The following is a 23,411-nucleotide window of genomic DNA, read 5'->3' as shown; positions in this document are numbered from 1 at the left end:
TAGAGGAGTGGTATGCATGAGATTAGATAAATTTTTAAAAGTATCACGGTTAATCAAAAGAAGAACGCTAGCGAAAGAAGTGTCTGATCAGGGGCGTATTTTAGTTAATGGCGGGCAAGCAAAAGCAAGTACTACCGTGAAAGTTGGAGATGAATTAGTTGTTCGCTTTGGTCAAAAATTAGTGACTGTAAAAATCGATCGTATACAGGAAACAACAAGAAAAGAAGATGCTGCTGAAATGTACACGATAATAAAAGAAGAGAAGGTAGAATCGGAAGGCTAAGCAGGCACCTCCGCATTACATGATGTCCAGCTGCGGCGGCAAGGGGCTCGAGGTCATAAGCCAACTCGTCAAGAAGGTTAAAAAACAACCTTCCTGCCGATTTGTCTTATGCTTGTCGCCCCTGGTCAAGCCCCCTCCGCATTACATGATGTCCAGCTGCGGCTCCTAGCCCCTCGAGGTCATAAGCCAATCCGGTTAGAAGGTTAAAGAACAACCTTCTACCCGGCTCGTCTTATGCTTGTCGGGGCTAAACAGTCGCCTCCGCATTTCATTGTTCTATTCTATCCTTTTCATTCATAAACATGTACAAAAAGCTTGTACTTTGTGAATGTGAGGGATGAATGAATGAGTCAATTTTATGAGACAAATTCAACAACGAAAACAAATGTTCAGGAACATGATGTCATCATGCGAAGCAGAAGGCTGTTAGACATTACTGGGGTAAAGCAGGTTGAAAGCTTTGACAATGAAGAGTTTCTGTTAGATACAGTTATGGGTTTTCTAGCAATAAAGGGCCAGAATCTGCAAATGAAGAATTTAGATGTAGATAAGGGAGTTGTCTCGATTAAGGGGAAAATCTTTGATCTCGTCTATCTGGATGATCAGCATGGAGATAAGGCTAAAGGATTCTTTAGCAAGCTATTCCGATGACATTAACAACTCAATTCATTACCATGCTGGCTATGGTTGGCATGGGTTGTGTATTTGGCGCTGCCCTTGATACATATAATCGATTTTTAAAGCGGACAGAGCGGAATCGCCTGATCGTTTTTATAAATGATATCCTTTTTTGGATTGTACAAGGGTTAGCGATTTTTTACATTTTGTTTTTAGCCAATAAGGGTGAATTAAGAGGATATATATTCCTTGCCCTTTTATGCGGATTTGCGGCCTACCAAAGTTTATTTAAGGGAGTCTATCTCCGATTACTAGAAATCCTTATTTCAATGGTTATCAATTTTTACCGCTTTTTGTTGAAATTATTTCATTTTGTTATTTATAAGCCGATTCGCACATTAATTGTTGCGATTATTTCTTTATTTATTTTATTAGGAAAGGGTCTTTTATCACTGTTAAAAGCAGTGCTAAAACTAGTATTATTTATATTGAAACTCATTTTACTGCCTGTAAAGTGGCTTTTTTTGCTAATTTGGAAACTTTTGCCGAAACATATTAAAAAAACAGTCGATAAGATATATAATAGATTGGCAGGAATTTTTAAACAAATAAAGAATTTCTTCTTTAAGTGGATTTCTAGATGGAATAAAAATAAAAAGTAAGGGAGGGTGCGAAGTGAGTGCCATCAAGAAAAGAAATGTAGCCAAAATACAGACAAGCTATGCAAAACAGCAAGAAGTAGCCGAGATTAATGTAAATATGAAAAGAAAACGTCTATTCAGAAGGTTAACCGTGTTTTTTTTAGGAGCAGCCGCCATTTTAGTTTTCATGATCTCTACACTCGTTTCGCAATCCTCTGTTCTTGATGAAAAGAGAGCAGAAAAAAAGAAGCTTGATCAGGATTTAGCCTTGCTAAAGAAACAAGAAGTGATGTTAGAAGAAGAAATCGTAAAATTAAATGATGATGAATACATTTCTAAGCTTGCCAGGAAAGATTATTTCCTTTCCGAAAATGGGGAAGTCATTTTTAATATCCCCGAGAATAAGGAAAACGAGGACAAAAAGGGAAAATCAACTAAGTAGACCTTGTATTGAACTCTTTTTTCATATTCTGTATAATATATAGTAAGTATGATTTTTTATATAACTCAAGGAGGCAATATCTTTTTATGTCAATCGAAGTGGGCAGCAAGTTACAGGGTAAGGTAACAGGAATTACAAATTTCGGAGCGTTTGTGGAGTTACCGGAAGGCTCAACAGGTCTGGTACACATTAGTGAAGTTGCAGACAATTATGTAAAGGATATTAATGAGCATCTTAAGGTCGGTGACCAAGTTGAGGTTAAAGTCATTAATGTCGAAAAGGATGGAAAGATCGGTTTATCCATTAAAAAAGCTAAAGACCGGCCTGAAAGAACAGAGCGTCCTGAAAGAGGCGACAGAAGAGAGTCAAGGGGACATTCACATTCTCAACGTCCACGTCAAGGCAGATCAAATGATAATCGTCCTTCCCGAGAAAACTTTGAATCTAAAATGGCTCGTTTCTTAAAGGATAGTGAAGATCGTTTATCATCTTTAAAACGCAATACTGAATCAAAACGTGGGGGAAGAGGCGCTAGACGAGGGTAACTTGCTGCTTAATTGATATACATTTTATATAGCAGGGTTTATCGTTTATTATTCCCATAGGCAAAAGACAAGTCTGACACAGACTTGTCTTTTTTTTATCTAAAAAGCTCCATCAAATATTAATGAAATTCAAGCTGATGAATTTTTTATAGGATTATGTCGCATGGGAAATATTCGTTCGTCAATCTTTTTAGTATAAAGGCAAATGAGATATTTGATTTTGCAGCTTCTTCGTTTTTATGCCTTTAAAGAAGGGGAAAATGAATTGGCATGTGTCAATCATTTGATTATTTTTGTTTACTTATTAGATATTTCAGGGAAATAAGTCGAACGAAAAAACAAGGCATGTCCACCATTTTGACAAACTTCTTTCCATTTCAAACTTATAATGATGTGCAACGATAAAAAGTGGGGAGTGTAGTTAAAATGGCAAATAGTGTAGAAAGGAATGTAGTCCATCCGCTTGGAGAAGTGAATTTTACTAAACCTAAATGGGAACTTACTAAAGGATTAAATAAATTTCAGCAAATGTGTGAGACTATCTTTCTTAAAAAGGGCTATCTCCTTTTATTAATCGGATTTTTACTTGGTAGAGCGCTGATTTTAGCCCAGCTGACACCTTTTAGCCTTCCTTTCTTCGCGGCAGTATATTTTTTAAGAAAGGAAAAGGCGCCGATTGCTCTTATAGGATTAATTGCTGGAGCTGCAACCATCTCTATTTCTAATGCTGTAACTTCATTTGGAATTAGTTTTTTATTCTTAATTGCCTATCGAATAGCAAAAAAATGGCTCGCTAATGAGTTAAAGGCCTTGCCGTTTTTTGTGTTTTTTACAATCGCAGCAGGAAAACTATTGGAAGACTTTATACGAATGAAACAGCTGACACTTTTCGATGGAATGATGGCTGGTGTTGAAGCAAGCTTAGGCTTTATTCTCACACTCATTTTTGTTCAAAGTCTACCGTTATTGTCTGTTAACAAGCGAAAGCAATCGTTGAAGATAGAGGAAATTGTTTGTTTAATTATTATGCTTGCTACTGTTATGACTGGAACGATTGGCTGGACGGTTTATGGGCTTTCTATTGAGCATATTCTGTCTAGATACTTAGTGTTATTGTTTGCGTTAGTTGCCGGAGCGACAGTGGGCTCTACAGTAGGCGTCGTAACAGGTCTAATATTTAGTCTTGCCAATATAACAAGCTTCTACCATATGAGTCTGCTAGCTTTTGCAGGTCTGCTTGGTGGTTTATTAAAAGATGGGAGAAAGATAGGTGTGTCTGCAGGACTTTTAATTGCCACCCTTTTAATTGGGATGTATGGCGAAGGAGGCGGCACTCTTTATAAAACGTTATTAGAGACAGCGGCAGCTATTTTCTTGTTTATTTTTACACCTCAAGCCTTATTAACAAAGCTTGCAAAGCATATTCCAGGTACGGCAGAACATGCTGCAGAACAGCAGCAATATATGCGCAAAATGCGCGATGTTACTGCACAGAGAGTCGCACAGTTCTCAAACGTATTTCAGGCCCTTTCAAAAAGCTTTTCATCACATGATGAGCCTTCGGAATGGGAAGAGGATGAGGGAGCAAGAGAAATCGATTATTTTTTAAGCAATGTTACAGAAAAACATTGTCAAATGTGTTTTAAGAAAGACTTTTGCTGGACAAGAAACTTTGATACAACTTATGACTACATGAAAGAGATTATGACTGAAATGGACTATAATCATGGCGATCTATCACCAAAACTTTCGAGAGAATGGGATAAATATTGTAATCGGGCAAAAAAAGTGACTGATACAATCCAGCAGGAGCTCACTTTCTATCATGCAAATCAGAAGTTAAAAAAACAGGTAAAAGAGAGCAGAAGATTAGTAGCTGAACAATTACTTGGTGTATCAGAGGTGATGGGTGATTTTGCAAAGGAAATTCAAAGGGAACGAGAAAATCATCATAAGCAGGAAGAACTGATTTTAGAAGCTTTACAGGAGTTTGGTATCCAAATAGAACAAGTGGAAATTTATAGCTTAGAACAGAGAAATGTAGATATTGATATGACCATTCCATACTGCAACGGGCATGGGGAATGTGAGAAATTGATAGCACCGATGCTGTCCGATATTCTTGGAGAATCGATTGTTGTAAGTTCAGAGGATTGCTCGGCATATCCTAATGGTTTTTGCCATGTAACTTTCCGTTCTGCTAAAGCCTATACCGTTGAAAGTGCGGTTGCCCATGCGGCAAAAGATGGCGGATTTCTTTCTGGAGACAGTTATTCAACGATGGAGCTTGGCTGTGGAAAATATGCTATCGCTATTAGTGATGGAATGGGGAACGGAGAACGGGCACATGTAGAAAGTAAAGAAACACTTCAGCTGCTTCAAAAGATTTTGCAATCAGGGATAGAAGAAAAGGTGGCCATAAAGTCGGTAAATTCTGTATTATCATTGCGCACAACTGATGAAATTTTTTCAACATTAGATTTGGCGATGATTGACCTCCAAAATGCGGGGGCTGAATTTCTGAAGATTGGATCGACACCAAGCTTTATTAAGAGAGGGAACAAGGTAATAAAAATACAGGCAAGCAACCTTCCAATGGGGATTATTCAAGAGTTTGAAGTAGATGTTGTTAGTGAGCAGCTTAAAGCAGGGGATTTATTAATTATGATGAGTGATGGGATTTTTGAGGGGCCAAAGCATGTAGAAAATTTCGATTTATGGATGAAAAGAAAAATCCTGGAATTGAAAACAGAGGATCCGCAGGCGGTAGCTGATCTGATTATGGAGGAAGTTATTCGATCAAGATCCGGGTTTATTGAGGATGATATGACAGTTATTGTTGCAAAGATTAAACATAATACACCAAAATGGACAAGCATTCCTGTTAATAAAATAAGAAAAATGGCTAACTAGTTAATTTAACCCAATATCAGATAATATATGTATATTTCCCTTCTTGCCGGTCGAAAATGGAAACAACGATGGTATAGGAGGGGCGTTTCATGAAAACGGGAACTTTGAAGCAGATTTTATTAATTACGGACGGCTGCTCGAATCAAGGAGAGGATCCAATTGCGATGGCCGCGCTGGCAAAAGAGCAAGGGATTACGGTGAATGTCATTGGTGTGATGGAACATGATGTCATCGATGAAAAGGGAATGAATGAGATTGAGGGCATCGCGATGTCAGGCGGAGGCGTCAGTCAGGTTGTTTATGCAAAACAGTTGTCGCAAACCGTTCAAATGGTTACGAGAAAGGCAATGACACAAACATTGCAAGGGGTAGTGAATCGTGAGCTGCAGCAAATTCTTGGCAGCAGCAAAAAAGTCGAGGACCTTCCGCCGGATCAAAGAGGAGAAGTGATGGAGGTTGTCGATGAGCTTGGGGAAACCGTTGAGCTGGAAGTGCTTATATTAGTGGATATGAGCGCGAGTATGAAGGAGAAACTTCCAACTGTAAAGGAAGCGCTGCTGGACCTATCCTTAAGTTTAAATGCCCGTTCAGGCGATAATCATTTTAGCGTTTTTGTCTTTCCAGCTAGAAAGAAAGAAGTTGAGAAGGTGCTGGACTGGACTCCGAATCTTGGCTCGCTCACAAGTGTGTTTGGCAAATTAACAACTGGCGGAATTACGCCAACCGGTCCAGCCATTCGTGAGGCATTAAGTTATTTTAAGAAAAAACGATCATTAAGGAGTTTGTTCTCTCGTGATGATGAATCATTCTTTGAAGAATCAGTTTAATGTAAAATCAGGAACACTAATAGAAGGAAAATGGCACCGTAATCAATATAAAATTATCAGGGAATTAGGATTTGGGGCTAACGGTATCGTCTATTTAGCGCAATTTCGCAATCAGCCAGTTGCGCTGAAAATGAGCGATAACGGCATGTCCATAACTAGTGAAGTGAATGTTCTAAAATCCTTTGCAAAGGTCCAAGGGTCTGCCCTCGGGCCTTCTTTGCTTGATGTTGATGACTGGCAGCAAAGGGGCGGGCAAATTTCCTTTTATGTCATGGAATATATCCAAGGTCCAGATTTATTAACCTTTATTCAGCAAAATGGGCAAGTATGGACAGAGGTGCTTATTTTACAGCTTTTAAATGATTTGCATACGCTTCATCAAAATGGCTGGGTGTTCGGTGACCTGAAGCCCGATAACTTGATTGTAACAGGACCGCCTGCGCGTATACGCTGTATTGATGTCGGTGGAACGACTATTCAAGGAAGGGCAATTAAGGAGTTTACAGAATTCTTTGATCGGGGGTATTGGGGACTTGGATCAAGGAAGGCTGATCCGGGCTACGATCTTTTTGCAGTTGCCATGATTCTTATTAATATCTCTTACCCAAAGCGGTTTAATAAAACGTCGGGTGATCTGAAACAGCTGGAGGCCATGATTAAGGGAAAAGATGAACTCAAAAAATATGAAAGCACCTTATTGCATGCCTTAAAAGGGAATTTTTCAAGTGCGAAGGAAATGAGGTCAGCGATGCTGCAGCTTAATCAGCCCCAGTCCGATCATAAAACACGCCATCCCCAGAGAAAACAGACTCAAACAAGGCAATCAATTAGAAGGGTAAGCGGGCAGAATTATACTAGAAAAAGGAATCGAAGCGGTCTATTTGAAACCATTTTAATTTTTATTATTATTTCTCTTCTCTACCTTTTCTATATTTATGGTCAATTAACGTAAAAATTAGTTATATATGCTATGCTCAAAGAAGACTATATTTAGACATGATATTTTTTTATGATAAGGAAGAAGAATATGCTGGATGCAAAGGTTAAAGCTTTTTTACAGCGAAAAGATATTGATTTAAACAATAAGAGACTTTTAATTGGAGTATCAGGCGGCCCTGACTCGCTAGCTCTGCTTCATTATTTCTGGAGAAAGAAACAATCATTCAATCTTTCCATTGTTGCTGCACACGTGGATCATATGTTTAGAGGGGAAGAATCTTTTGCTGAAGCACAATTTGTTCAGCAATTTTGTGAGGAAAGGAATATTCCCTTTGAAATGACGAGAATAGATGTTCCTGAATATATTGAAGAGACTGGCAAAAGCGCTCAGGCAGCATCTAGGGAATGCAGATACCAATTTTATGAACAAATGATGGAAAAACATCATTCCGACTACCTTGCTCTCGGTCACCATGGAGATGATCAGGTTGAAACAATTCTTATGCGCTTAACTAGAGGAAGTTCAGGGGATGCGAGAGCGGGGATCGCTTTTGCTAGACCGTTTGGAAAAGGGTATATCCTCCGGCCTTTTTTATGCTTGAATCGATTGGAAATTGAAGAATATTGCACAAGTAATCAACTTAATCCTCGCAGAGATCCAAGCAATGAAAAAGGATTGTATAGCCGGAATCGGTTTCGGAAGGAAGTCATGCCCTTTTTAAAAAAGGAAAATCCTCATGTTCATGTGCATTTTCAGCGTTTTAGCGAAGAAATTCAAAGTGATGAAGCTTTTTTGCAGGAATTAACGATCCAAAAAATGAATAAAGTAATGGAAAAGAAGACAACTGGGGAAATAATAATAAATATTAAAGAATTTCTAGCAATGCCAATGCCTTTACAAAGAAGAGGGATTCAACTAATATTAAACTATCTTTATAAGGAAAAACCTACATCTTTATCTGCCTTACATATTGAGAATGTTTTTGCATTAATGAACAGTCCCCACCCATCCGGAACACTTCATTTCCCAAACGGTTTGAAAGTTGTGCGTTCATACGAGAAATGTCAATTTCTTTTTCGTCTTCAACCAATACAATCCTATCGTTTTGAAATGAATAAACCTGGAAAAATTGAATTACCTAATGGCAGCAGTATGATGCTCGAATTTACAAGCTATCCTGAAGGTTCTATTCAAGCAAATTCCCTTCTTATACAGCGGGATGAATCCTTGCTTCCTCTTGTTATTAGAACGAGGAAGGATGGAGACCGCATGACATTGAAAGGAATGCAAGGGTCGAAGAAGGTAAAAGATATTTTTATCGATAATAAAGTGCCTTTGCAAGAGAGAAGTTCATGGCCAATTGTTACAGACAGAAATGGTCAAATCTTGTGGGTGCCAGGATTAAAAAAATCTCATTCTTCAATTGGGCAGCAGTCGAATGCTAACTTTATTCTTTTAACTTACATAAGGCAATGATTCTTCTAGGAGGCACGCTAAAATGAAAAATGATATCGAGAAAATTTTAATAACAGAGGAAGAGATTCAAGAAAAGATTAAGGCTCTTGCTGCAGAGCTAACTGAGGAGTATAAAGATACCTTCCCCCTCGCTATTGGCGTTTTAAAGGGTGCTATGCCATTTATGGGTGATTTGTTAAAACGAATTGATACGTATCTTGAAATGGACTTTATGGATGTATCCAGTTATGGAAAGTCAACTGTTTCCTCAGGTGAGGTTAAAATTGTTAAAGATCTTGATACATCTGTAGAAGGCAGAGATATCTTAATTATTGAAGATATCATTGATAGTGGTTTGACTTTAAGCTATTTAGTTGAACTATTCCGTTATCGCAAGGCAAAATCAATCAAAATTGTAACATTACTGGACAAACCAACTGGACGTAAGGCAAATATTAAAGCAGATTATGTTGGATTTATTGTTCCTGATGAGTTTGTTGTTGGGTATGGTCTTGATTATGCTGAGAAATACAGAAACCTCCCATATATTGGCGTGCTAAAGCCTGAAGTATATAGTGATAATAATTAAGTCAATAATTATAAGAAGAAACATCCAAGAATGATCCTTTCTACAAAAAGAAGTGAACCAGTTTTGTCAAGTGCAAATCCTTGTATTGGCACGATTTTCTATGATACTATACATTATAGTTTGTTTACCGTGGGAGGAGGTAAAGGATGAATCGGATCTTCCGGAATACCATCTTTTATTTATTAATATTTTTGGTAATTATCGGCGTCGTTAGTTTCTTTAATGGGAACAATGAGCCAACGAAACAAGTATCTTATGATGAATTTGTTACTCATTTAGAAAATGGTGACATTAAATCCATTACGATGCAGCCTGAGAGAGGCGTATATGAGGTAAGAGGTCAGCTTGAAGGCAGTAAAGAAGGAGCGGAATTTATTACTTATGTTGTAAACAGTGATAATATTCTAGACCGTATTGATGCACTTGCTGCACAAAACGCTAAAGTGGATTTTCAGCCAGCTAAAGAAACAAGCGGCTGGGTAACATTCTTTACTTCAATTATCCCTTTCATCATTATCTTTATTTTGTTCTTCTTCTTATTAAACCAAGCACAGGGCGGTGGAAGCCGTGTGATGAACTTTGGTAAAAGTAAGGCGAAACTATATGATGATAGTAAAAAGAAGGTCCGCTTTAAAGATGTAGCAGGAGCGGATGAAGAAAAGCAAGAGCTAGTTGAAGTGGTTGAATTTTTGAAAGACCCTAGAAAGTTTGCAGAACTAGGAGCAAGAATTCCGAAAGGTGTCCTTCTTGTAGGACCTCCAGGGACGGGTAAAACTTTACTTGCGCGTGCTGCAGCTGGTGAGGCTGGTGTCCCATTCTTCTCTATTAGTGGTTCGGACTTCGTTGAAATGTTTGTCGGTGTCGGTGCATCACGTGTTCGTGATTTATTTGAAAATGCGAAGAAAAATGCACCATGTATTATATTTATTGATGAAATTGATGCGGTTGGACGCCAGCGTGGCGCTGGACTAGGCGGCGGTCACGATGAACGTGAACAAACGCTTAACCAATTGCTTGTTGAAATGGATGGATTTGGCGCCAATGAAGGAATTATCATTGTTGCTGCGACAAACCGTCCAGATATTCTAGACCCAGCATTGCTTCGTCCAGGACGTTTTGACCGTCAAATTACGGTAGATCGTCCAGATGTCGTAGGACGTGAAGCGGTACTTAAAGTACATGCTCGCAATAAGCCTTTAGATGAGGGAATTAATTTAAAAGCTATTGCACAGCGTACCCCAGGATTTTCTGGTGCTGATTTAGAAAACTTATTGAATGAGGCAGCACTTGTTGCAGCCCGCCGGGATAAGAAAAAAATTGATATGACCGATATTGATGAAGCAACAGACCGCGTAATTGCAGGTCCAGCGAAGAAAAGCCGTGTTATCTCTAAAAAAGAAAGAAATATTGTTGCCTTCCATGAAGCTGGTCATACGGTTATTGGTGTAGTCCTTGAAGAAGCAGAAATGGTTCATAAAGTAACGATTGTCCCTCGTGGGCAAGCAGGCGGATATGCCGTTATGCTACCTAAAGAAGATCGCTTCTTTATGACTAAACCAGAGCTTCTAGATAAAATTGTCGGCTTACTTGGCGGTCGTGTAGCAGAGGAAATTGTGTTCGGTGAAGTGAGTACTGGTGCCCATAATGACTTCCAGCGTGCTACAGGCATTGCCCGTAGAATGGTAACAGAATTTGGAATGAGTGATAAGCTTGGTCCATTACAATTTGGTCAATCCCAGGGTGGTCAGGTTTTCTTAGGAAGAGATTTCAATAACGATCAGAATTACTCTGATGCAATTGCTTATGAAATTGATCTGGAAATTCAGCGTATTATTAAGGATTGTTATGCAAAGGCGAAAAAGGTCCTTACTGAAAATCGCGATAAGTTAGACTTAATTGCTAATACGCTGCTAGAAGTAGAAACGCTTGATGCAGAACAAATTAAACATTTAATTGATCATGGCACTTTACCTGATCGTTCTGTTAAATCAGAGGAAAATACTTCTGGAGACGTTAAGGTGAACATAAACGTGAATAAAGAAGAACTTCCTGAAAAAACGACAGAGGCAAAAGAAGATACAGCTCCTACTGCAGAAGAAACGAAGGACGATAAGAAAGAATAATGAAAAAAGCGCTCTTATTCGAGCGCTTTTTTTGTGCGAAAATTCACTTCATGTTAATTCCGATTACACGTTGCAAACCGAGTTATGTTATGATGTGTTCAGTGAAAAATATTGTCGAATTTAACTTTAAAAAAAGTGGTGAGAAGATTGATATTCGTATTTGATATAGGGAATACAAATATGGTTCTCGGTGTTTATGATGGAGACGTATTGAAATACCATTGGAGAATTGAAACGAACCGAAATAAAACAGAAGATGAATATGGCATGCTGATTAAGTCACTGTTTGATCATGTGGAGTTAAAATTTGCTGATATAGATGGAATTATTATTTCTTCGGTTGTCCCACCAATAATGAATGCACTTGAAAGAATGTGTCATAAATACTTTCATATAAAACCGCTGATCGTGGGCCCTGGTATGAAAACGGGGTTAAATATTAAATATGAGAACCCTAGGGAAGTTGGAGCAGACCGCATTGTGAATGCAATTGCAGCCATTCACGATTATGGCAGTCCGCTTATTATTGTTGATTTCGGAACAGCGACTACTTATTGTTACGTTAATGAACATAAACAATATATGGGCGGTGCGATTGCTCCAGGAATTGGTATTTCAACCGAGGCCCTATATTCAAGAGCTGCCAAGCTGCCGAGAATTGAAATTGCACGGCCTGATGATATTATTGGGAAGAACACGGTAGCTGCGATGCAGGCTGGTATCCTATTTGGCTATGTAGGACAAGTAGAAGGAATTGTTAAGAGAATGAAGGACCAGGCAAAGGGAAATCCTACCGTTATCGCAACCGGTGGATTAGCTAGCTTAATTGCAAAGGAATCGACGATTATCGATATTGTTGATCCATTTTTAACTTTGAAAGGTCTTCAAATTATCTATAAGCGTAATATGGAGACATTAAAATAACAGACAACATGAATGGACAAATGAAAGGAGTTTACAAATGAGCGATTATTTAATTAAAGCACTTGCTTATAATGGACAAGTACGGGCGTATGCTGTTCGGACAACGGAAACAGTTGGGGAGGCTCAGCGCCGTCATCAAACATGGCCAACAGCTTCTGCGGCATTAGGAAGAGCAATGTCGGCTGGTGTCATGATGGGTGCCATGCTTAAAGGCGAGGAAAAGATAACCATTAAAATCGAAGGCGGCGGCCCGATTGGTCCTATTCTAGTAGTTAGTAATTCAAAGGGTGAGGTTAGAGGATACGTAACAAACCCGCAAACTCATTTTGACTTAAATGAACAAGGAAAACTGGATGTTCGCCGTGCGGTAGGGACATCAGGTACATTAACTGTTGTTAAAGATATCGGAATGAGAGAGCATTTTACCGGTCAGGTTCCAATTGTATCAGGTGAATTAGGAGAGGATTTTACCTATTATTTTGTTACTTCAGAACAAACTCCATCTTCTGTGGGTGTTGGAGTGCTTGTAAATCCTGACAATACGATTCTTGCTGCAGGCGGGTTTATTTTGCAGCTTATGCCGGGAACAGATGATGAAACGATTACAGATATTGAAAATCGCTTAAAACAGATTCCGCCTGTATCTAAATTAATTCAGCAAGGGCTGTCACCAGAGGAACTTTTAAATGAGTTATTAGGAAAGGAAAATGTGAAGGTCCTTGAGAAGTTGCCTGTGGCTTTCACGTGTACATGCTCAAAGGAAAGATTTGCAGATGCGATTACTAGTCTTGGGAAAGAGGAAATCCAGGATATGATCGATACAGACGGCAAAGCAGAGGCGCAATGTCACTTCTGTAATGAGTTGTACCATTATTCAAAGGAAGAATTAGAAGAGTTAAAGCAAGAGGCAAAGTAAAAAGGTAAAGTTTTTAGGGGGAGGACAATGTGAAGAGGGAGAGGTTAAAGAGAGAGATACTTTGGATTGTGATAGCTGGACTCATTTTGCTGAACTGCTTGACCGTAGCATTTTTCATTTCTAAAGGTGGTACAGGAAATAGTGAGGTTGTTGCAAAGGTAGGAAAGGAAAAGATCACACGGCAAGATTGGCTAAATGAGATGGAATCAAGATATGGAAAAGAAATATTAAGTGAGCTAGTTGACCAAAAGATTATTGAAAATGCCGGGAAAAAGTATGGAATAAAAATTTCCAACCAAGCGGTTGAACGGGAACTAATGGTTATTAAAACAATGTATGGATCCTCTGGCGGTTACCAGTCCGCTGATGAGGAAAAAATGCGTGAGCAAATAAAAAGCAACCTGATGCTTGAAGAAATCTTAACAAAGGATGTTAAAGTATCAGATAAAGAAATGAAGAGTTATTACGAGCAAAATAAAAAACAGTTTCATTTGCCTGACTCCTATCATATTTCTAAAATTGTTGTCAAAACAAAAAAAGAGGCTGATCAAACATTGAAGGAATTGGAGCAAGGCTCCAGCTTTGCTGTACTAGCAATGGAGCGCTCAATCGATGAATTTACGGCTAACCTTGGCGGTGATGCTGGCTATGTAAATAAGGATAGCGAACGTTATTCAAAGGACTTCCTTCAAACAATTGAAAAGCTAAAGCCGGAAAAATGGAGTAAACCAATAAAGCTTGAGGATAGCTATGCGATTGTTATGCTCCATGAGGAAGTTAAAGGCAAGAACTATAAATATAAGGATGTAAAAGATCAAATTAGAAGGCAAATTGCATTAGAGCAAATGGAGATCCCTGTTTCTGCGAAGCCGCTATGGAATGAAACAGATATTGAATGGTTTTATGGAGAACTTGAAGCACAATAGGAAAATGAATGAAACACGGACCAAGTCCGTGTTTTTTCCTTCCGCTTTGTACGGCGACGATCAAGGTGCTTCCGCTTTTCTTAGTATGTAAGGGCAGGTTCATGAAGATTAGGCAAAAGTATGAAATATAATTGAAAATTTAATTTTTTATTGCAAAACAATTGACTTTATAGGCTTTACTTGGTAAGTTTTAATTAAACCAATAAAAATACTCGGAATAAGAGGTGGGGCAAGTGGTACGTATAGCAAATTCGATTGCAGAATTAGTAGGCCAGACTCCAATTGTGAAACTTAATCGCATCGTTGATGAGAACAGTGCAGATGTGTTTGTTAAATTAGAATATATGAATCCTGGGAGCAGTGTGAAAGATCGTATTGCTCTTGCGATGATTGAAGCGGCAGAAGAAAGTGGAGAATTAAAAGAAGGAGCAACCATCATTGAGCCGACAAGCGGGAATACAGGAATTGGCCTGGCGATGATTGCTGCTGCAAAAGGGTATAAGGCGATATTAGTTATGCCTGATACAATGAGTATGGAACGCCGTAATCTCCTTCGTGCTTATGGAGCAGAGCTTGTTTTAACACCAGGAGCGGAAGGAATGAATGGTGCGATTCGCAAGGCGGGAGAGCTTGCAAATGAGCATGGCTATTTCATGCCTCAGCAATTCCAAAATCCTGCTAACCCAGAAATTCATAGGAAAACAACTGGAAAAGAAATTACCGAACAGCTGGGTGACCAGCTAGATGCATTTATATCAGGAATTGGAACTGGCGGTACAATAACTGGAGCTGGTGAAGTTCTTCGTGAAACATATGAGAATATTAAAATTTATGCGGTAGAACCAACTGATTCTCCAGTTTTATCGGGAGGAAAGCCTGGTCCGCATAAAATTCAAGGAATTGGTGCAGGATTTGTCCCAGATACTCTTAATACAGAAATTTATGATGAAGTCATTCAAGTTACAAATGATGATTCATTTGAGTATGCTCGCCGTGCTGCAAAAGAAGAAGGGATTCTTGGGGGCATTTCATCAGGGGCAGCTATTTATGCTGCATTAAAGATCGCGAAGGAGCTTGGAAAGGGCAAGAAGGTGCTTGCAATCCTTCCAAGTAATGGGGAACGCTATTTAAGCACACCATTGTACCAATTTGAAACGGAATAATATGCAGAAAGCAATGGTCATTTTTGACTGTTGCTTTTTTATTTTGCAATTACGCATTTGTTTAAATTTTTTAAATTAAAATGAAAGAGAGTCGTTCTTCATGTATGATGAAAAAAGAGAATACATAGGGGTGACCTTCTAATGAAAAAATACTATATACATGCCAAAAAAATTCCTTTCAATGATAGTCAACTTTTTCAGCAATACCGCCAAATTTCCTTAGAGAAAGAGCATCATATTTTATTGGAAAGCGGGCGCGGCGGACGCTTCAGCATAGCAGCTTTTGATCCTGAAACTGTTTTAATCGGTAAAAATTCAAGATTAGAAGTCATACATAAGAGTGGCAAACAAACCCTTGAAGGAAATCCGCTGCACTTGCTTAAAGACTGGCTCAGCCAATATGAAGTGGATAGGCATGAGGAGTTCCCTGATTTTCAAGGAGGCGCAATCGGTTTAATTAGCTATGATTATGGGCGTTATATTGAAAATCTGCCGAAAGCAGCAAAAGATGATCTGCAAATGCCTGACATTCATTTTTTAGTTTTTAAAGAATGGTTTGTATACGATCATAAGGATGAAGTCTTGTGGCTTATGTTTCTATACGATGAGTCAGAGGATAGGGAAGAATTAGAGAGTAAGGCAGAAGAATGGAAGAGGCAATGGCAAAATGGATATTCTTCTCCTCTAAAGTCAAAAAAGACTGCTGAAATAAACAGGCAAAAGGATGTCTCTATGAGTGAAGAGGTGTTTATTCAGGCTGTTCAGCGTGTTCAGCATTACATTTCACAGGGGGATGTTTTCCAGGTGAACTTATCTGTCCGTCAAAGCCAGCCGATTTCACTATCGGCAATAGATGTTTATGAACAGCTTCGAGTGTTAAATCCCTCTCCCTATATGGGATATATCCATACACCCGAGTATCAGCTTGTCAGTGGATCACCAGAGTTATTGATTAAGAAAAAAGGCAGAGAGGTTAGCACTCGGCCAATCGCGGGAACAAGGTCACGCGGAAGAAATGAATCAGAAGATCTGGAACTGGCTAGTGAGTTAATTGAAAATGACAAAGAACGGGCAGAGCATGTGATGCTCGTTGATTTGGAAAGAAATGATCTTGGACGTGTTTGCGCATATGGGACTGTTCAAGTGGATGAGTTTATGGTGATTGAAAAATACTCTCATGTTATGCATATCGTTTCAAATGTAAGAGGAGAACTAGCGGATGGCAAAGATGGGTTTGACTTAATTGATGCTGTGTTCCCTGGAGGAACGATTACAGGGGCACCGAAGGTAAGAACAATGGAAATTATCGAGGAGCTGGAACCTGTTACGAGAGGGCCATATACAGGCTCATTTGGATGGATTAATTTTAACGGAGATCTTGAACTGAATATAATTATTCGGACAATGCTTGTGAAAGATGGACTTGCTCATGTTCAGGCTGGTGCAGGTGTTGTTATTGATTCAAATCCCCAAAATGAATATAAAGAGTCATTAAAAAAGGCAATTGCTTTATGGAAGGCTAAAGAAATGGCTGAACAGGAAAAAGGTGATGAATAATGATCTTTATGCTAGATAACTATGATTCATTTACATATAACCTCGTTCAATATCTAGGTGAACTAGGTGAGGAATTAGTTGTTAAAAGAAATGATGAAACGTCAATCGAAGAAATTCGTGAATTAAGTCCAAAGTTTTTAATGGTTTCTCCTGGTCCTTGCAGTCCGAATGAAGCAGGGATTAGTCTCGAAGCTATTAAGGCATTTGCTGGTCACATTCCGATTTTCGGGGTATGTCTTGGTCACCAATCAATTGCCCAAGTTTTTGGGGGAGAGGTAGTTCAAGCAGAGAGATTAATGCATGGGAAGACATCTGATATGCACCATGATGGGAGAACGATCTTCCAGGGCTTGCCAAACCCTTTCCCGGCAACGAGGTATCATTCCTTAATCGTCAGGAAGGAAACATTGCCTTCTTGTTTCGAAGTATCTGCATGGACGGCTGAAGGTGAAATTATGGCTATTCGCCATAAAGAACTGCCTATAGAAGGTGTACAGTTTCATCCGGAATCGATTATGACAACAGCAGGAAAGGATTTGCTCAAGAACTTCCTGAGACATTATTCAAAAATGGAAAGTACTAAGGAATGATAGAGCTATGTATATATACTTGAATGGCAAAATAGTTCAGAAGGAAAAAGCTGTAATTTCGCCTTTTGACCATGGATATTTATACGGATTGGGTCTTTTTGAAACATTTAGAGTTTATGAGGGGCACCCTTTTTTGTTGGATGATCATTTGGAACGGCTAAATCATAGTCTAGAAGTGTTAAACATGAATGTTTCTTATTCAAGGGAAGAGATACTGCGCGCGCTTCGCCCGCTTTTAGCAAAAAATCATTTAACTGATGCCTACATTCGTGTAAATGTATCAGCTGGCATAGGGGAAATCGGACTGCAGTCGGATCCTTATCTTCATCCTAATTTGATTATTTTTGCTAAGCCTCTTCCTCCTGCAATGAACAGACAGGAAAAAAAGGCTGTTATACTAACTTTGAATCGAAATACCCCTGAAGGTGTCGAGCGATTAAAGTCACACCATTTTTTAAATAATATTTTAGCAAAAAGGGAAATAGGGGATATGCCTGACTGTGAAGGGATCTTTCTAACAAAAGAAGGGTTTTTGGCAGAAGGAATTGTCTCAAATTTATTTTGGCTAAAAGAGAATGTTTTGTACACGCCAGCGATTGAAACGGGCATTTTAAATGGTGTTACAAGGAAATTTATTATGAAGTTAGCCCAAAGGAAAGGAATAGCTGTTGAAGAAGGTCTCTATTATGTGGCTGATGCAAAAAAGGCAGATGAGGTTTTCATTACGAATTCCATCCAGGAAATTGTTCCGATCTCTTTATTTGATGAGAGTGAGATGCCAGGGAATAACGGCAGCTTTGTGCAAGATCTTCAAAAGCAATATAAGAACCTTAGCGGGTACTTATGGAGCAGGAATGAGTGGTAAAAGGAGGCAAAGACACATGTCTACGATTATTCAATGTGGCCCTTATTCATTGGATTACAAAAAGAAGACACTAATTATGGGGATTTTAAATATTACGCCTGATTCTTTTTCCGATGGGGGCAAGTATAATCACTTGGAGCAAGCGGTGGAACGGGCTATGCAAATGGTACAGGATGGGGCAGATATTATTGATATTGGAGGAGAATCTACCAGGCCTGGATTTATTAAAGTATCTGCTAAAGAAGAAATTGAGCGGGTCATTCCGATTATTCGGGCGGTTTCAGAAGCAGTAAATGTACCTATCTCAATTGATACATATAAGGCAGAAGTGGCAATGGAAGCAATAAAGGCAGGAGCTCATATCATAAATGATATTTGGGGTGCGAAAGCGGATAAGGATATGCCTAGGATTGCTGCTGAACTCCAAGTTCCAATTGTGTTAATGCATAATCGTACAAACCAAGATTACTCCGCCTTTTACCGCGATGTGGTTAACGATCTGTATGAAAGCATCTCACTAGTGAAGCGAGCGGGAGTCAAGGATGAGAATATTATATTAGACCCGGGAATTGGCTTTGCTAAAGACTTGAATTATAATCTAGAAATGATGAGAGACTTGGACAAGCTTGTATCCCTTGGATATCCTGTTTTGCTTGGAACTTCTAGGAAATCTATGATTGGCGGGGTGTTAGATTTGCCGGTTGATGAGCGGATGGAAGGTACTGGGGCTACCGTTTGTTACGGAATTCAGAAGGGATGTCACATTATGAGAATACATGATGTGAAAGAAATGGCTCGAATGGCTAAAATGATGGATGCACTAGTTGATAAGGGAGTTTATCATGGATAAAATTATTTTAAATAAGATGGCTTTTTATGGATATCATGGAGTTTTCCCTGAGGAAACCCGTCTAGGACAAAGGTTTATGGTTGATTTAACTGTAGAAACAAATTTAAGAAAAGCTGGAGAAACGGATCAGCTGGAGTACTCGGTTAATTACGGTGAAATATTTCAAGTGTGCAAACAGATTGTTGAAGGAAAACCATATAAGCTTGTTGAAGCGGTTGCTGAAAAGATTGCCGGGGAAATGCTTTCCCGATATCAGTCTATTTCCCAAGTGACAGTAAGGGTGATTAAACCAGATCCGCCTATTCCAGGACATTATGAATCAGTTGCAGTAGAAGTAACAAGGAGCAGGATCTAATGAATAATGAGGCTTATATTGCTCTAGGTTCCAATATTGGAGACCGTTCCAAGCATTTAATGCAAGCGATCGAGGAGCTGAACGCTCTTCCAGAAGTGAAGGTAGTAAATACCTCATCCATTTATGAAACGGATCCAGTTGGGTATGAAGATCAAGACCAATTTTTAAATATGGTTATACATGTAAAAACAGGATTAAACCCAATTCAATTATTGGAAGCATGCCTGGCTATCGAAAAGGAACTTGGGAGAAAAAGGGATATTCGCTGGGGTCCTCGAACGATAGACCTTGACATTTTACTGTATAATCAAGAAAATATTAAGACAGAGAAGTTATTAGTTCCTCATCCTCGGATGCAAGAGAGAGCTTTTGTTATCATCCCTCTACTTGAGATTCAGTCTGGCATCAAGCTTCCGACGATGGAAAAGCCTCTTCAAGCATGTTTAGAGGATATACCTGATAGAGAGGGAGTTCGGATATGGAAGCGGAAAAATGGGGAAGACGTATTCGCGCTTTTCGTAAACTAAAAGGCTTTACACAGGAAAGCTTTGCCAAGGAGCTTGGTGTATCAGTATCGATATTAGGAGAGATTGAAAGAGGGAACAGAATGCCTGCTGCAAACTTTTTAGAGAGGGTTGCTTATATGCTAAATATTACCGTTGAAGATCTAGCACCCCCAGAGGAAAGTAGAGAATAGGTATCTTTTAAAATTAGAGATTAATTATATGGTTAGATAGATGTAAACTGCTGCGCCTTGGGATGAATGACTAGTGTTATACTTGTCGCCCTAATCAAGGCGCTTTTGTATTTTGAATTAGGAGGTTTGGTATGTTTAAGATTGGCGATATAGAATTAAAAAATCGCGTCGTACTAGCGCCAATGGCAGGAGTTTGCAATTCAGCATTTCGGCTTACTGTCAAAGAATTTGGTGCTGGATTAGTATGTGCGGAAATGGTCAGCGATAAAGGAATCATTTTAAAAAACGAAAAAACAATGAATATGCTTTATATTGATGAAAGAGAAAAGCCGCTAAGCTTGCAAATTTTTGGCGGTGAGAAAGAGACACTGGTTGATGCGGCGAGATTTGTTGATAAAAATACAAACGCAGACATTATCGATATTAATATGGGCTGTCCTGTTCCGAAAATCACTAAATGTGATGCAGGAGCAAAATGGCTGCTTGATCCCGATAAAATTTATGAAATGGTTTCAGCTGTAACAGATGCAGTTGAGAAACCAGTTACCGTTAAAATGCGTATGGGATGGGATGAAGACCATATTTATGCTGTTCGAAATGCACAGGCAGTTGAACGTGCGGGAGGAAAGGCAATTGCACTTCACGGACGTACACGCGTACAAATGTACGAAGGAAAGGCAAATTGGGATATTATTCGTGAAGTGAAGCAGAACATCAGTATTCCGTTAATCGGAAATGGTGATGTACAAACGCCTCAAGATGCAAAACGTATGCTTGATGAAACAGGCTGTGATGGTGTCATGATTGGGAGAGCTGCATTAGGGAATCCGTGGATGATTTACCGTACCGTAAAATATCTTGAAACAGGCGAATTAATGGGTGAGCCGAGCGTGCGGGAGAAAATTAATGTCTGCATCCTTCATTTAGATCGTTTAATTGCATTAAAAAACGAGTATATTGCAGTTCGCGAAATGCGTAAGCATGCTGCTTGGTACTTGAAAGGGATTCGAGGAAATGCAAAAGTGCGTAACGGTATTAATGAATGTCATACAAGAGAAGATCTTGTTACATTATTAAATGTGCTTGTAATAGAAGCCGAGGAAAAAGAACAGAGTCAAATTCAAGCGGGATAACCAATTGTGATGTTTGACTTTGAGATTTTCTTTATCTATAATACGTTTGAATGAACAAGAACTGCCAGTGACCTGCTGGCAGTTTTTATTCTATTTATTCATATTATTGATGTCTGTCTGGTCCACATTGTGTAGAATAATAGAAGTGAGAAATCTTTTATTGTGCATATAAGCTTTACATAAAAAGATTTACAAAATAATGGAGATGATACAAGTGAGTCAGAGTCATGAAGAATTAAATGACCAATTAATCGTGAGAAGGGAAAAAATGACTAGCCTGAGAGAAAAGGGCTTAGATCCATTTGGCAAACGTTTTGACCGTTCTCATCAATCTAAGGAACTAATCGAGAAATATGAAGCACTTGAAAAAGAAGAGATCGAAGAGAAGAATATAACGGTTTCTCTTGCTGGTCGTATCATGACCAAGCGCGGAAAAGGAAAAGCGGGTTTTGCGCATATCCAGGATTTATCTGGACAAATTCAAATTTATGTTCGTAAAGATGCTATCGGTGATGAAAAATATGAAATTTTCGAATCGGTAGATCTAGGAGATATCGTGGGTGTTTCAGGGATTCTTTTTAAAACAAAAGTAGGAGAACTTTCTGTAAAGGTTCAGGAATTTGAACTTTTAACGAAAGCCTTGCGTCCACTTCCTGATAAATTCCACGGCTTGAAGGATGTTGAACAGCGATATCGTCAGCGGTATTTAGATCTAATCATGAGTGAGGAAAGCAAAAAGACATTTGTTGACCGCAGTCGTATCATCCAATCCATGCGCCGTTACCTAGATAGCCAAGGGTATTTAGAAGTGGAAACACCGATGATGCACTCAATTGCTGGAGGAGCTTCAGCCCGTCCGTTTATTACACATCACAATGCTCTTGATATGGAGCTGTACATGCGTATTGCAATTGAACTTCATTTGAAGCGCTTGATTGTAGGCGGTTTAGAGAAGGTGTATGAAATTGGCCGTGTTTTCCGTAATGAAGGTGTTTCAACACGCCATAATCCAGAATTTACGATGATTGAATTATATGAAGCGTATGCTGACTATCGTGATATTATGAGTTTAACCGAAAACCTAATCGCGCATATTGCACAGGAAGTACTGGGAACGACTACGGTACAATACGGTGAATATGAAGTAGATTTAAAACCAGAGTGGAAAAGACTTCATATGGTAGATGCGATTAAGGAATATACAGGGGTAGATTTCTGGAAAGAGATGAGCAAGGAAGAAGCGCAGCAATTGGCGAAAGAGCATGGAGTGGAAATTACTGAGCATATGCTTTATGGTCATATTGTAAACGAGTTTTTCGAGCAAAAAGTTGAAGAAAAATTGATTCAGCCAACATTCATTTTTGGACACCCTGTTGAAATTTCTCCACTTGCAAAGAAAAATGATGAAGATCCTCGGTTTACAGATCGCTTCGAGCTATTTATCGTTGCTCGTGAGCATGCAAATGCATTTACAGAACTTAATGATCCTATTGATCAAAGACAACGCTTTGAAGCGCAGCTGAAAGAACGTGAGCAGGGTAATGATGAAGCGCATATGATGGATGATGATTTTATTGAAGCATTAGAATATGGAATGCCTCCAACGGGTGGACTTGGTATTGGCATCGATCGCCTTGTTATGCTTTTAACAAATTCTCCTTCTATTAGAGATGTTTTATTATTCCCGTTAATGCGTCATCGTTAAATAAAATTAGAGGTAAAGCATGTTGTGTCATGTGCTTTACCTTTTTTGTATTTCAATAAATTATATGAATATTTTTTCTTTAAAATCTAAAGATAAATATTGAAAAAACATATTGCATCCATATTAATATGGTGGTATATTAATATCTGTTGTTGCGAGACAATAGCTTTTGAAAAAAGAATTTTAAAAAGTTGTTGACTTAAACAAACAAGATGTGATAGTATTTAAAAGTCGCCTTGAGTGACGAAGAAATAAAAATATTGCTCTTTGAAAACTGAACGAACAAAAACGTCAACGTTTATTATTTTTAGTCTTTTATCAAAAAGACATTTATGAGCTAATCAACTCACAATT

At 38.8% G+C, this 23,411-nt stretch carries 24 protein-coding genes; all 24 read left to right on the top strand.

Translation table 11 applies throughout. The annotated features are described in order from the left end of the window. Nucleotides 1-16 precede the first annotated feature (16 nt). Nucleotides 17-283: an RNA-binding S4 domain-containing protein gene (locus C1726_RS11490; RefSeq protein WP_102273303.1), complete on the top strand. Its 267-nt coding sequence runs from the start codon at nucleotides 17-19 to the stop codon at nucleotides 281-283. Nucleotides 284-628: 345 nt separating this feature from the next. Then, nucleotides 629-934, top strand: a complete 306-nt coding sequence (yabP, locus tag C1726_RS11485; protein WP_102273302.1) for a sporulation protein YabP — start codon at nucleotides 629-631, stop codon at nucleotides 932-934. Beyond that, entirely contained in the window at nucleotides 931-1,563 is a 633-nt protein-coding gene (gene yabQ / locus C1726_RS11480; RefSeq protein ID WP_102273301.1) for a spore cortex biosynthesis protein YabQ, read from the top strand. The genes yabP and yabQ overlap by 4 nt, the downstream gene beginning before the upstream one ends. 13 nt (nucleotides 1,564-1,576) lie before the next feature. Then, nucleotides 1,577-1,984, top strand: coding sequence for an FtsB family cell division protein (locus C1726_RS11475; RefSeq protein WP_102273300.1), 408 nt, complete (start codon nucleotides 1,577-1,579; stop codon nucleotides 1,982-1,984). An 86-nt stretch (nucleotides 1,985-2,070) separates the two neighbouring features. Next, on the top strand, nucleotides 2,071-2,529 hold the full coding sequence (locus C1726_RS11470) for a S1 domain-containing RNA-binding protein (RefSeq protein ID WP_053479367.1): 459 nt from the start codon (nucleotides 2,071-2,073) through the stop codon (nucleotides 2,527-2,529). Between the two features lie 426 nt (nucleotides 2,530-2,955). Next, nucleotides 2,956-5,442, top strand: a complete 2,487-nt coding sequence (gene spoIIE / locus C1726_RS11465; RefSeq protein WP_102273299.1) for a stage II sporulation protein E — start codon at nucleotides 2,956-2,958, stop codon at nucleotides 5,440-5,442. 89 nt (nucleotides 5,443-5,531) lie between these two features. After that, nucleotides 5,532-6,269: a vWA domain-containing protein gene (locus C1726_RS11460; RefSeq protein WP_102273298.1), complete on the top strand. Its 738-nt coding sequence runs from the start codon at nucleotides 5,532-5,534 to the stop codon at nucleotides 6,267-6,269. Further along, nucleotides 6,238-7,221, top strand: a complete 984-nt coding sequence (locus tag C1726_RS11455) for a serine/threonine protein kinase (protein ID WP_102273297.1) — start codon at nucleotides 6,238-6,240, stop codon at nucleotides 7,219-7,221. The genes C1726_RS11460 and C1726_RS11455 overlap by 32 nt, the downstream gene beginning before the upstream one ends. 75 nt (nucleotides 7,222-7,296) lie before the next feature. Beyond that, nucleotides 7,297-8,685, top strand: a complete 1,389-nt coding sequence (tilS, locus tag C1726_RS11450; protein WP_102273296.1) for a tRNA lysidine(34) synthetase TilS — start codon at nucleotides 7,297-7,299, stop codon at nucleotides 8,683-8,685. A gap of 22 nt (nucleotides 8,686-8,707) precedes the next feature. Continuing rightward, a complete protein-coding gene (gene hpt, locus C1726_RS11445; RefSeq protein WP_102273295.1) occupies nucleotides 8,708-9,253 on the top strand; it encodes a hypoxanthine phosphoribosyltransferase in 546 nt (181 codons plus the stop codon). A gap of 146 nt (nucleotides 9,254-9,399) precedes the next feature. Next, on the top strand, nucleotides 9,400-11,376 hold the full coding sequence (gene ftsH, locus C1726_RS11440; protein ID WP_102273294.1) for an ATP-dependent zinc metalloprotease FtsH: 1,977 nt from the start codon (nucleotides 9,400-9,402) through the stop codon (nucleotides 11,374-11,376). Nucleotides 11,377-11,523: 147 nt separating this feature from the next. Then, nucleotides 11,524-12,300, top strand: coding sequence for a type III pantothenate kinase (locus tag C1726_RS11435; RefSeq protein ID WP_102273293.1), 777 nt, complete (start codon nucleotides 11,524-11,526; stop codon nucleotides 12,298-12,300). A gap of 37 nt (nucleotides 12,301-12,337) precedes the next feature. After that, nucleotides 12,338-13,216, top strand: a complete 879-nt coding sequence (gene hslO / locus C1726_RS11430; protein WP_102273292.1) for an Hsp33 family molecular chaperone HslO — start codon at nucleotides 12,338-12,340, stop codon at nucleotides 13,214-13,216. A 29-nt stretch (nucleotides 13,217-13,245) separates the two neighbouring features. Continuing rightward, nucleotides 13,246-14,142 carry a peptidyl-prolyl cis-trans isomerase gene (locus C1726_RS11425; protein WP_102273291.1) on the top strand — a complete coding sequence of 299 codons (897 nt, stop codon included), beginning with the start codon at nucleotides 13,246-13,248 and terminating at the stop codon, nucleotides 14,140-14,142. A 233-nt stretch (nucleotides 14,143-14,375) separates the two neighbouring features. Then, on the top strand, nucleotides 14,376-15,305 hold the full coding sequence (gene cysK / locus C1726_RS11420) for a cysteine synthase A (protein WP_102273290.1): 930 nt from the start codon (nucleotides 14,376-14,378) through the stop codon (nucleotides 15,303-15,305). A gap of 141 nt (nucleotides 15,306-15,446) precedes the next feature. Next, nucleotides 15,447-16,862: an anthranilate synthase component I family protein gene (locus tag C1726_RS11415; RefSeq protein WP_102273289.1), complete on the top strand. Its 1,416-nt coding sequence runs from the start codon at nucleotides 15,447-15,449 to the stop codon at nucleotides 16,860-16,862. After that, nucleotides 16,862-17,452 (top strand): aminodeoxychorismate/anthranilate synthase component II, encoded by a 591-nt coding sequence (gene pabA / locus C1726_RS11410; RefSeq protein WP_102273288.1) that lies wholly within the window; start codon nucleotides 16,862-16,864, stop codon nucleotides 17,450-17,452. Before C1726_RS11415 ends, pabA begins: the two co-directional genes overlap by 1 nt. 7 nt (nucleotides 17,453-17,459) lie before the next feature. Then, entirely contained in the window at nucleotides 17,460-18,317 is an 858-nt protein-coding gene (gene pabC, locus C1726_RS11405; RefSeq protein ID WP_102273287.1) for an aminodeoxychorismate lyase, read from the top strand. A gap of 16 nt (nucleotides 18,318-18,333) precedes the next feature. Beyond that, complete coding sequence (folP, locus tag C1726_RS11400; RefSeq protein ID WP_102273286.1) at nucleotides 18,334-19,167, top strand: dihydropteroate synthase; 834 nt, start codon at nucleotides 18,334-18,336, stop codon at nucleotides 19,165-19,167. Continuing rightward, on the top strand, nucleotides 19,160-19,522 hold the full coding sequence (folB, locus tag C1726_RS11395) for a dihydroneopterin aldolase (RefSeq protein ID WP_102273285.1): 363 nt from the start codon (nucleotides 19,160-19,162) through the stop codon (nucleotides 19,520-19,522). Before folP ends, folB begins: the two co-directional genes overlap by 8 nt. Beyond that, the gene (gene folK / locus C1726_RS11390; RefSeq protein ID WP_102273284.1) at nucleotides 19,522-20,049 is read left to right on the top strand and encodes a 2-amino-4-hydroxy-6-hydroxymethyldihydropteridine diphosphokinase; all 528 of its coding nucleotides are present in this window, start codon (nucleotides 19,522-19,524) and stop codon (nucleotides 20,047-20,049) included. The genes folB and folK overlap by 1 nt, the downstream gene beginning before the upstream one ends. Continuing rightward, a complete protein-coding gene (locus C1726_RS11385; protein WP_102273283.1) occupies nucleotides 20,001-20,219 on the top strand; it encodes a helix-turn-helix domain-containing protein in 219 nt (72 codons plus the stop codon). Before folK ends, C1726_RS11385 begins: the two co-directional genes overlap by 49 nt. Before the next feature lie 131 nt (nucleotides 20,220-20,350). After that, on the top strand, nucleotides 20,351-21,352 hold the full coding sequence (gene dusB / locus C1726_RS11380) for a tRNA dihydrouridine synthase DusB (protein WP_102273282.1): 1,002 nt from the start codon (nucleotides 20,351-20,353) through the stop codon (nucleotides 21,350-21,352). Between the two features lie 214 nt (nucleotides 21,353-21,566). Beyond that, the gene (gene lysS / locus C1726_RS11375) at nucleotides 21,567-23,057 is read left to right on the top strand and encodes a lysine--tRNA ligase (RefSeq protein WP_268877017.1); all 1,491 of its coding nucleotides are present in this window, start codon (nucleotides 21,567-21,569) and stop codon (nucleotides 23,055-23,057) included. Nucleotides 23,058-23,411 lie beyond the last annotated feature (354 nt).

This window comes from Cytobacillus massiliigabonensis (assembly GCF_900199725.1).
GTDB lineage: Bacteria > Bacillota > Bacilli > Bacillales > Cytobacillaceae > Cytobacillus > Cytobacillus massiliigabonensis.
The sequence above is the reverse complement of the archived record's forward strand: the minus strand, read 5'-3'. Positions and strand labels throughout refer to the sequence as shown.

Bases quoted from the DNA above. Each gene is read 5' to 3' on its own strand.
- C1726_RS11415 (WP_102273289.1), top strand. From the start codon at position 15,447: ATGAAAAAATACTATATACATGCCAAAAAAATTCCTTTCAATGATAGT.
- tilS (WP_102273296.1), top strand. From the start codon at position 7,297: ATGCTGGATGCAAAGGTTAAAGCTTTTTTACAGCGAAAAGATATTGAT.
- C1726_RS11460 (WP_102273298.1), top strand. From the start codon at position 5,532: ATGAAAACGGGAACTTTGAAGCAGATTTTATTAATTACGGACGGCTGC.
- folB (WP_102273285.1), top strand. From the start codon at position 19,160: ATGGATAAAATTATTTTAAATAAGATGGCTTTTTATGGATATCATGGA.
- ftsH (WP_102273294.1), top strand. From the start codon at position 9,400: ATGAATCGGATCTTCCGGAATACCATCTTTTATTTATTAATATTTTTG.
- C1726_RS11470 (WP_053479367.1), top strand. From the start codon at position 2,071: ATGTCAATCGAAGTGGGCAGCAAGTTACAGGGTAAGGTAACAGGAATT.
- spoIIE (WP_102273299.1), top strand. From the start codon at position 2,956: ATGGCAAATAGTGTAGAAAGGAATGTAGTCCATCCGCTTGGAGAAGTG.
- hpt (WP_102273295.1), top strand. From the start codon at position 8,708: ATGAAAAATGATATCGAGAAAATTTTAATAACAGAGGAAGAGATTCAA.
- C1726_RS11455 (WP_102273297.1), top strand. From the start codon at position 6,238: ATGATGAATCATTCTTTGAAGAATCAGTTTAATGTAAAATCAGGAACA.
- yabQ (WP_102273301.1), top strand. From the start codon at position 931: ATGACATTAACAACTCAATTCATTACCATGCTGGCTATGGTTGGCATG.
- dusB (WP_102273282.1), top strand. From the start codon at position 20,351: ATGTTTAAGATTGGCGATATAGAATTAAAAAATCGCGTCGTACTAGCG.
- yabP (WP_102273302.1), top strand. From the start codon at position 629: ATGAGTCAATTTTATGAGACAAATTCAACAACGAAAACAAATGTTCAG.
- folP (WP_102273286.1), top strand. From the start codon at position 18,334: ATGTCTACGATTATTCAATGTGGCCCTTATTCATTGGATTACAAAAAG.
- C1726_RS11490 (WP_102273303.1), top strand. From the start codon at position 17: ATGAGATTAGATAAATTTTTAAAAGTATCACGGTTAATCAAAAGAAGA.
- pabA (WP_102273288.1), top strand. From the start codon at position 16,862: ATGATCTTTATGCTAGATAACTATGATTCATTTACATATAACCTCGTT.
- C1726_RS11385 (WP_102273283.1), top strand. From the start codon at position 20,001: ATGGAAGCGGAAAAATGGGGAAGACGTATTCGCGCTTTTCGTAAACTA.
- pabC (WP_102273287.1), top strand. From the start codon at position 17,460: ATGTATATATACTTGAATGGCAAAATAGTTCAGAAGGAAAAAGCTGTA.
- hslO (WP_102273292.1), top strand. From the start codon at position 12,338: ATGAGCGATTATTTAATTAAAGCACTTGCTTATAATGGACAAGTACGG.
- folK (WP_102273284.1), top strand. From the start codon at position 19,522: ATGAATAATGAGGCTTATATTGCTCTAGGTTCCAATATTGGAGACCGT.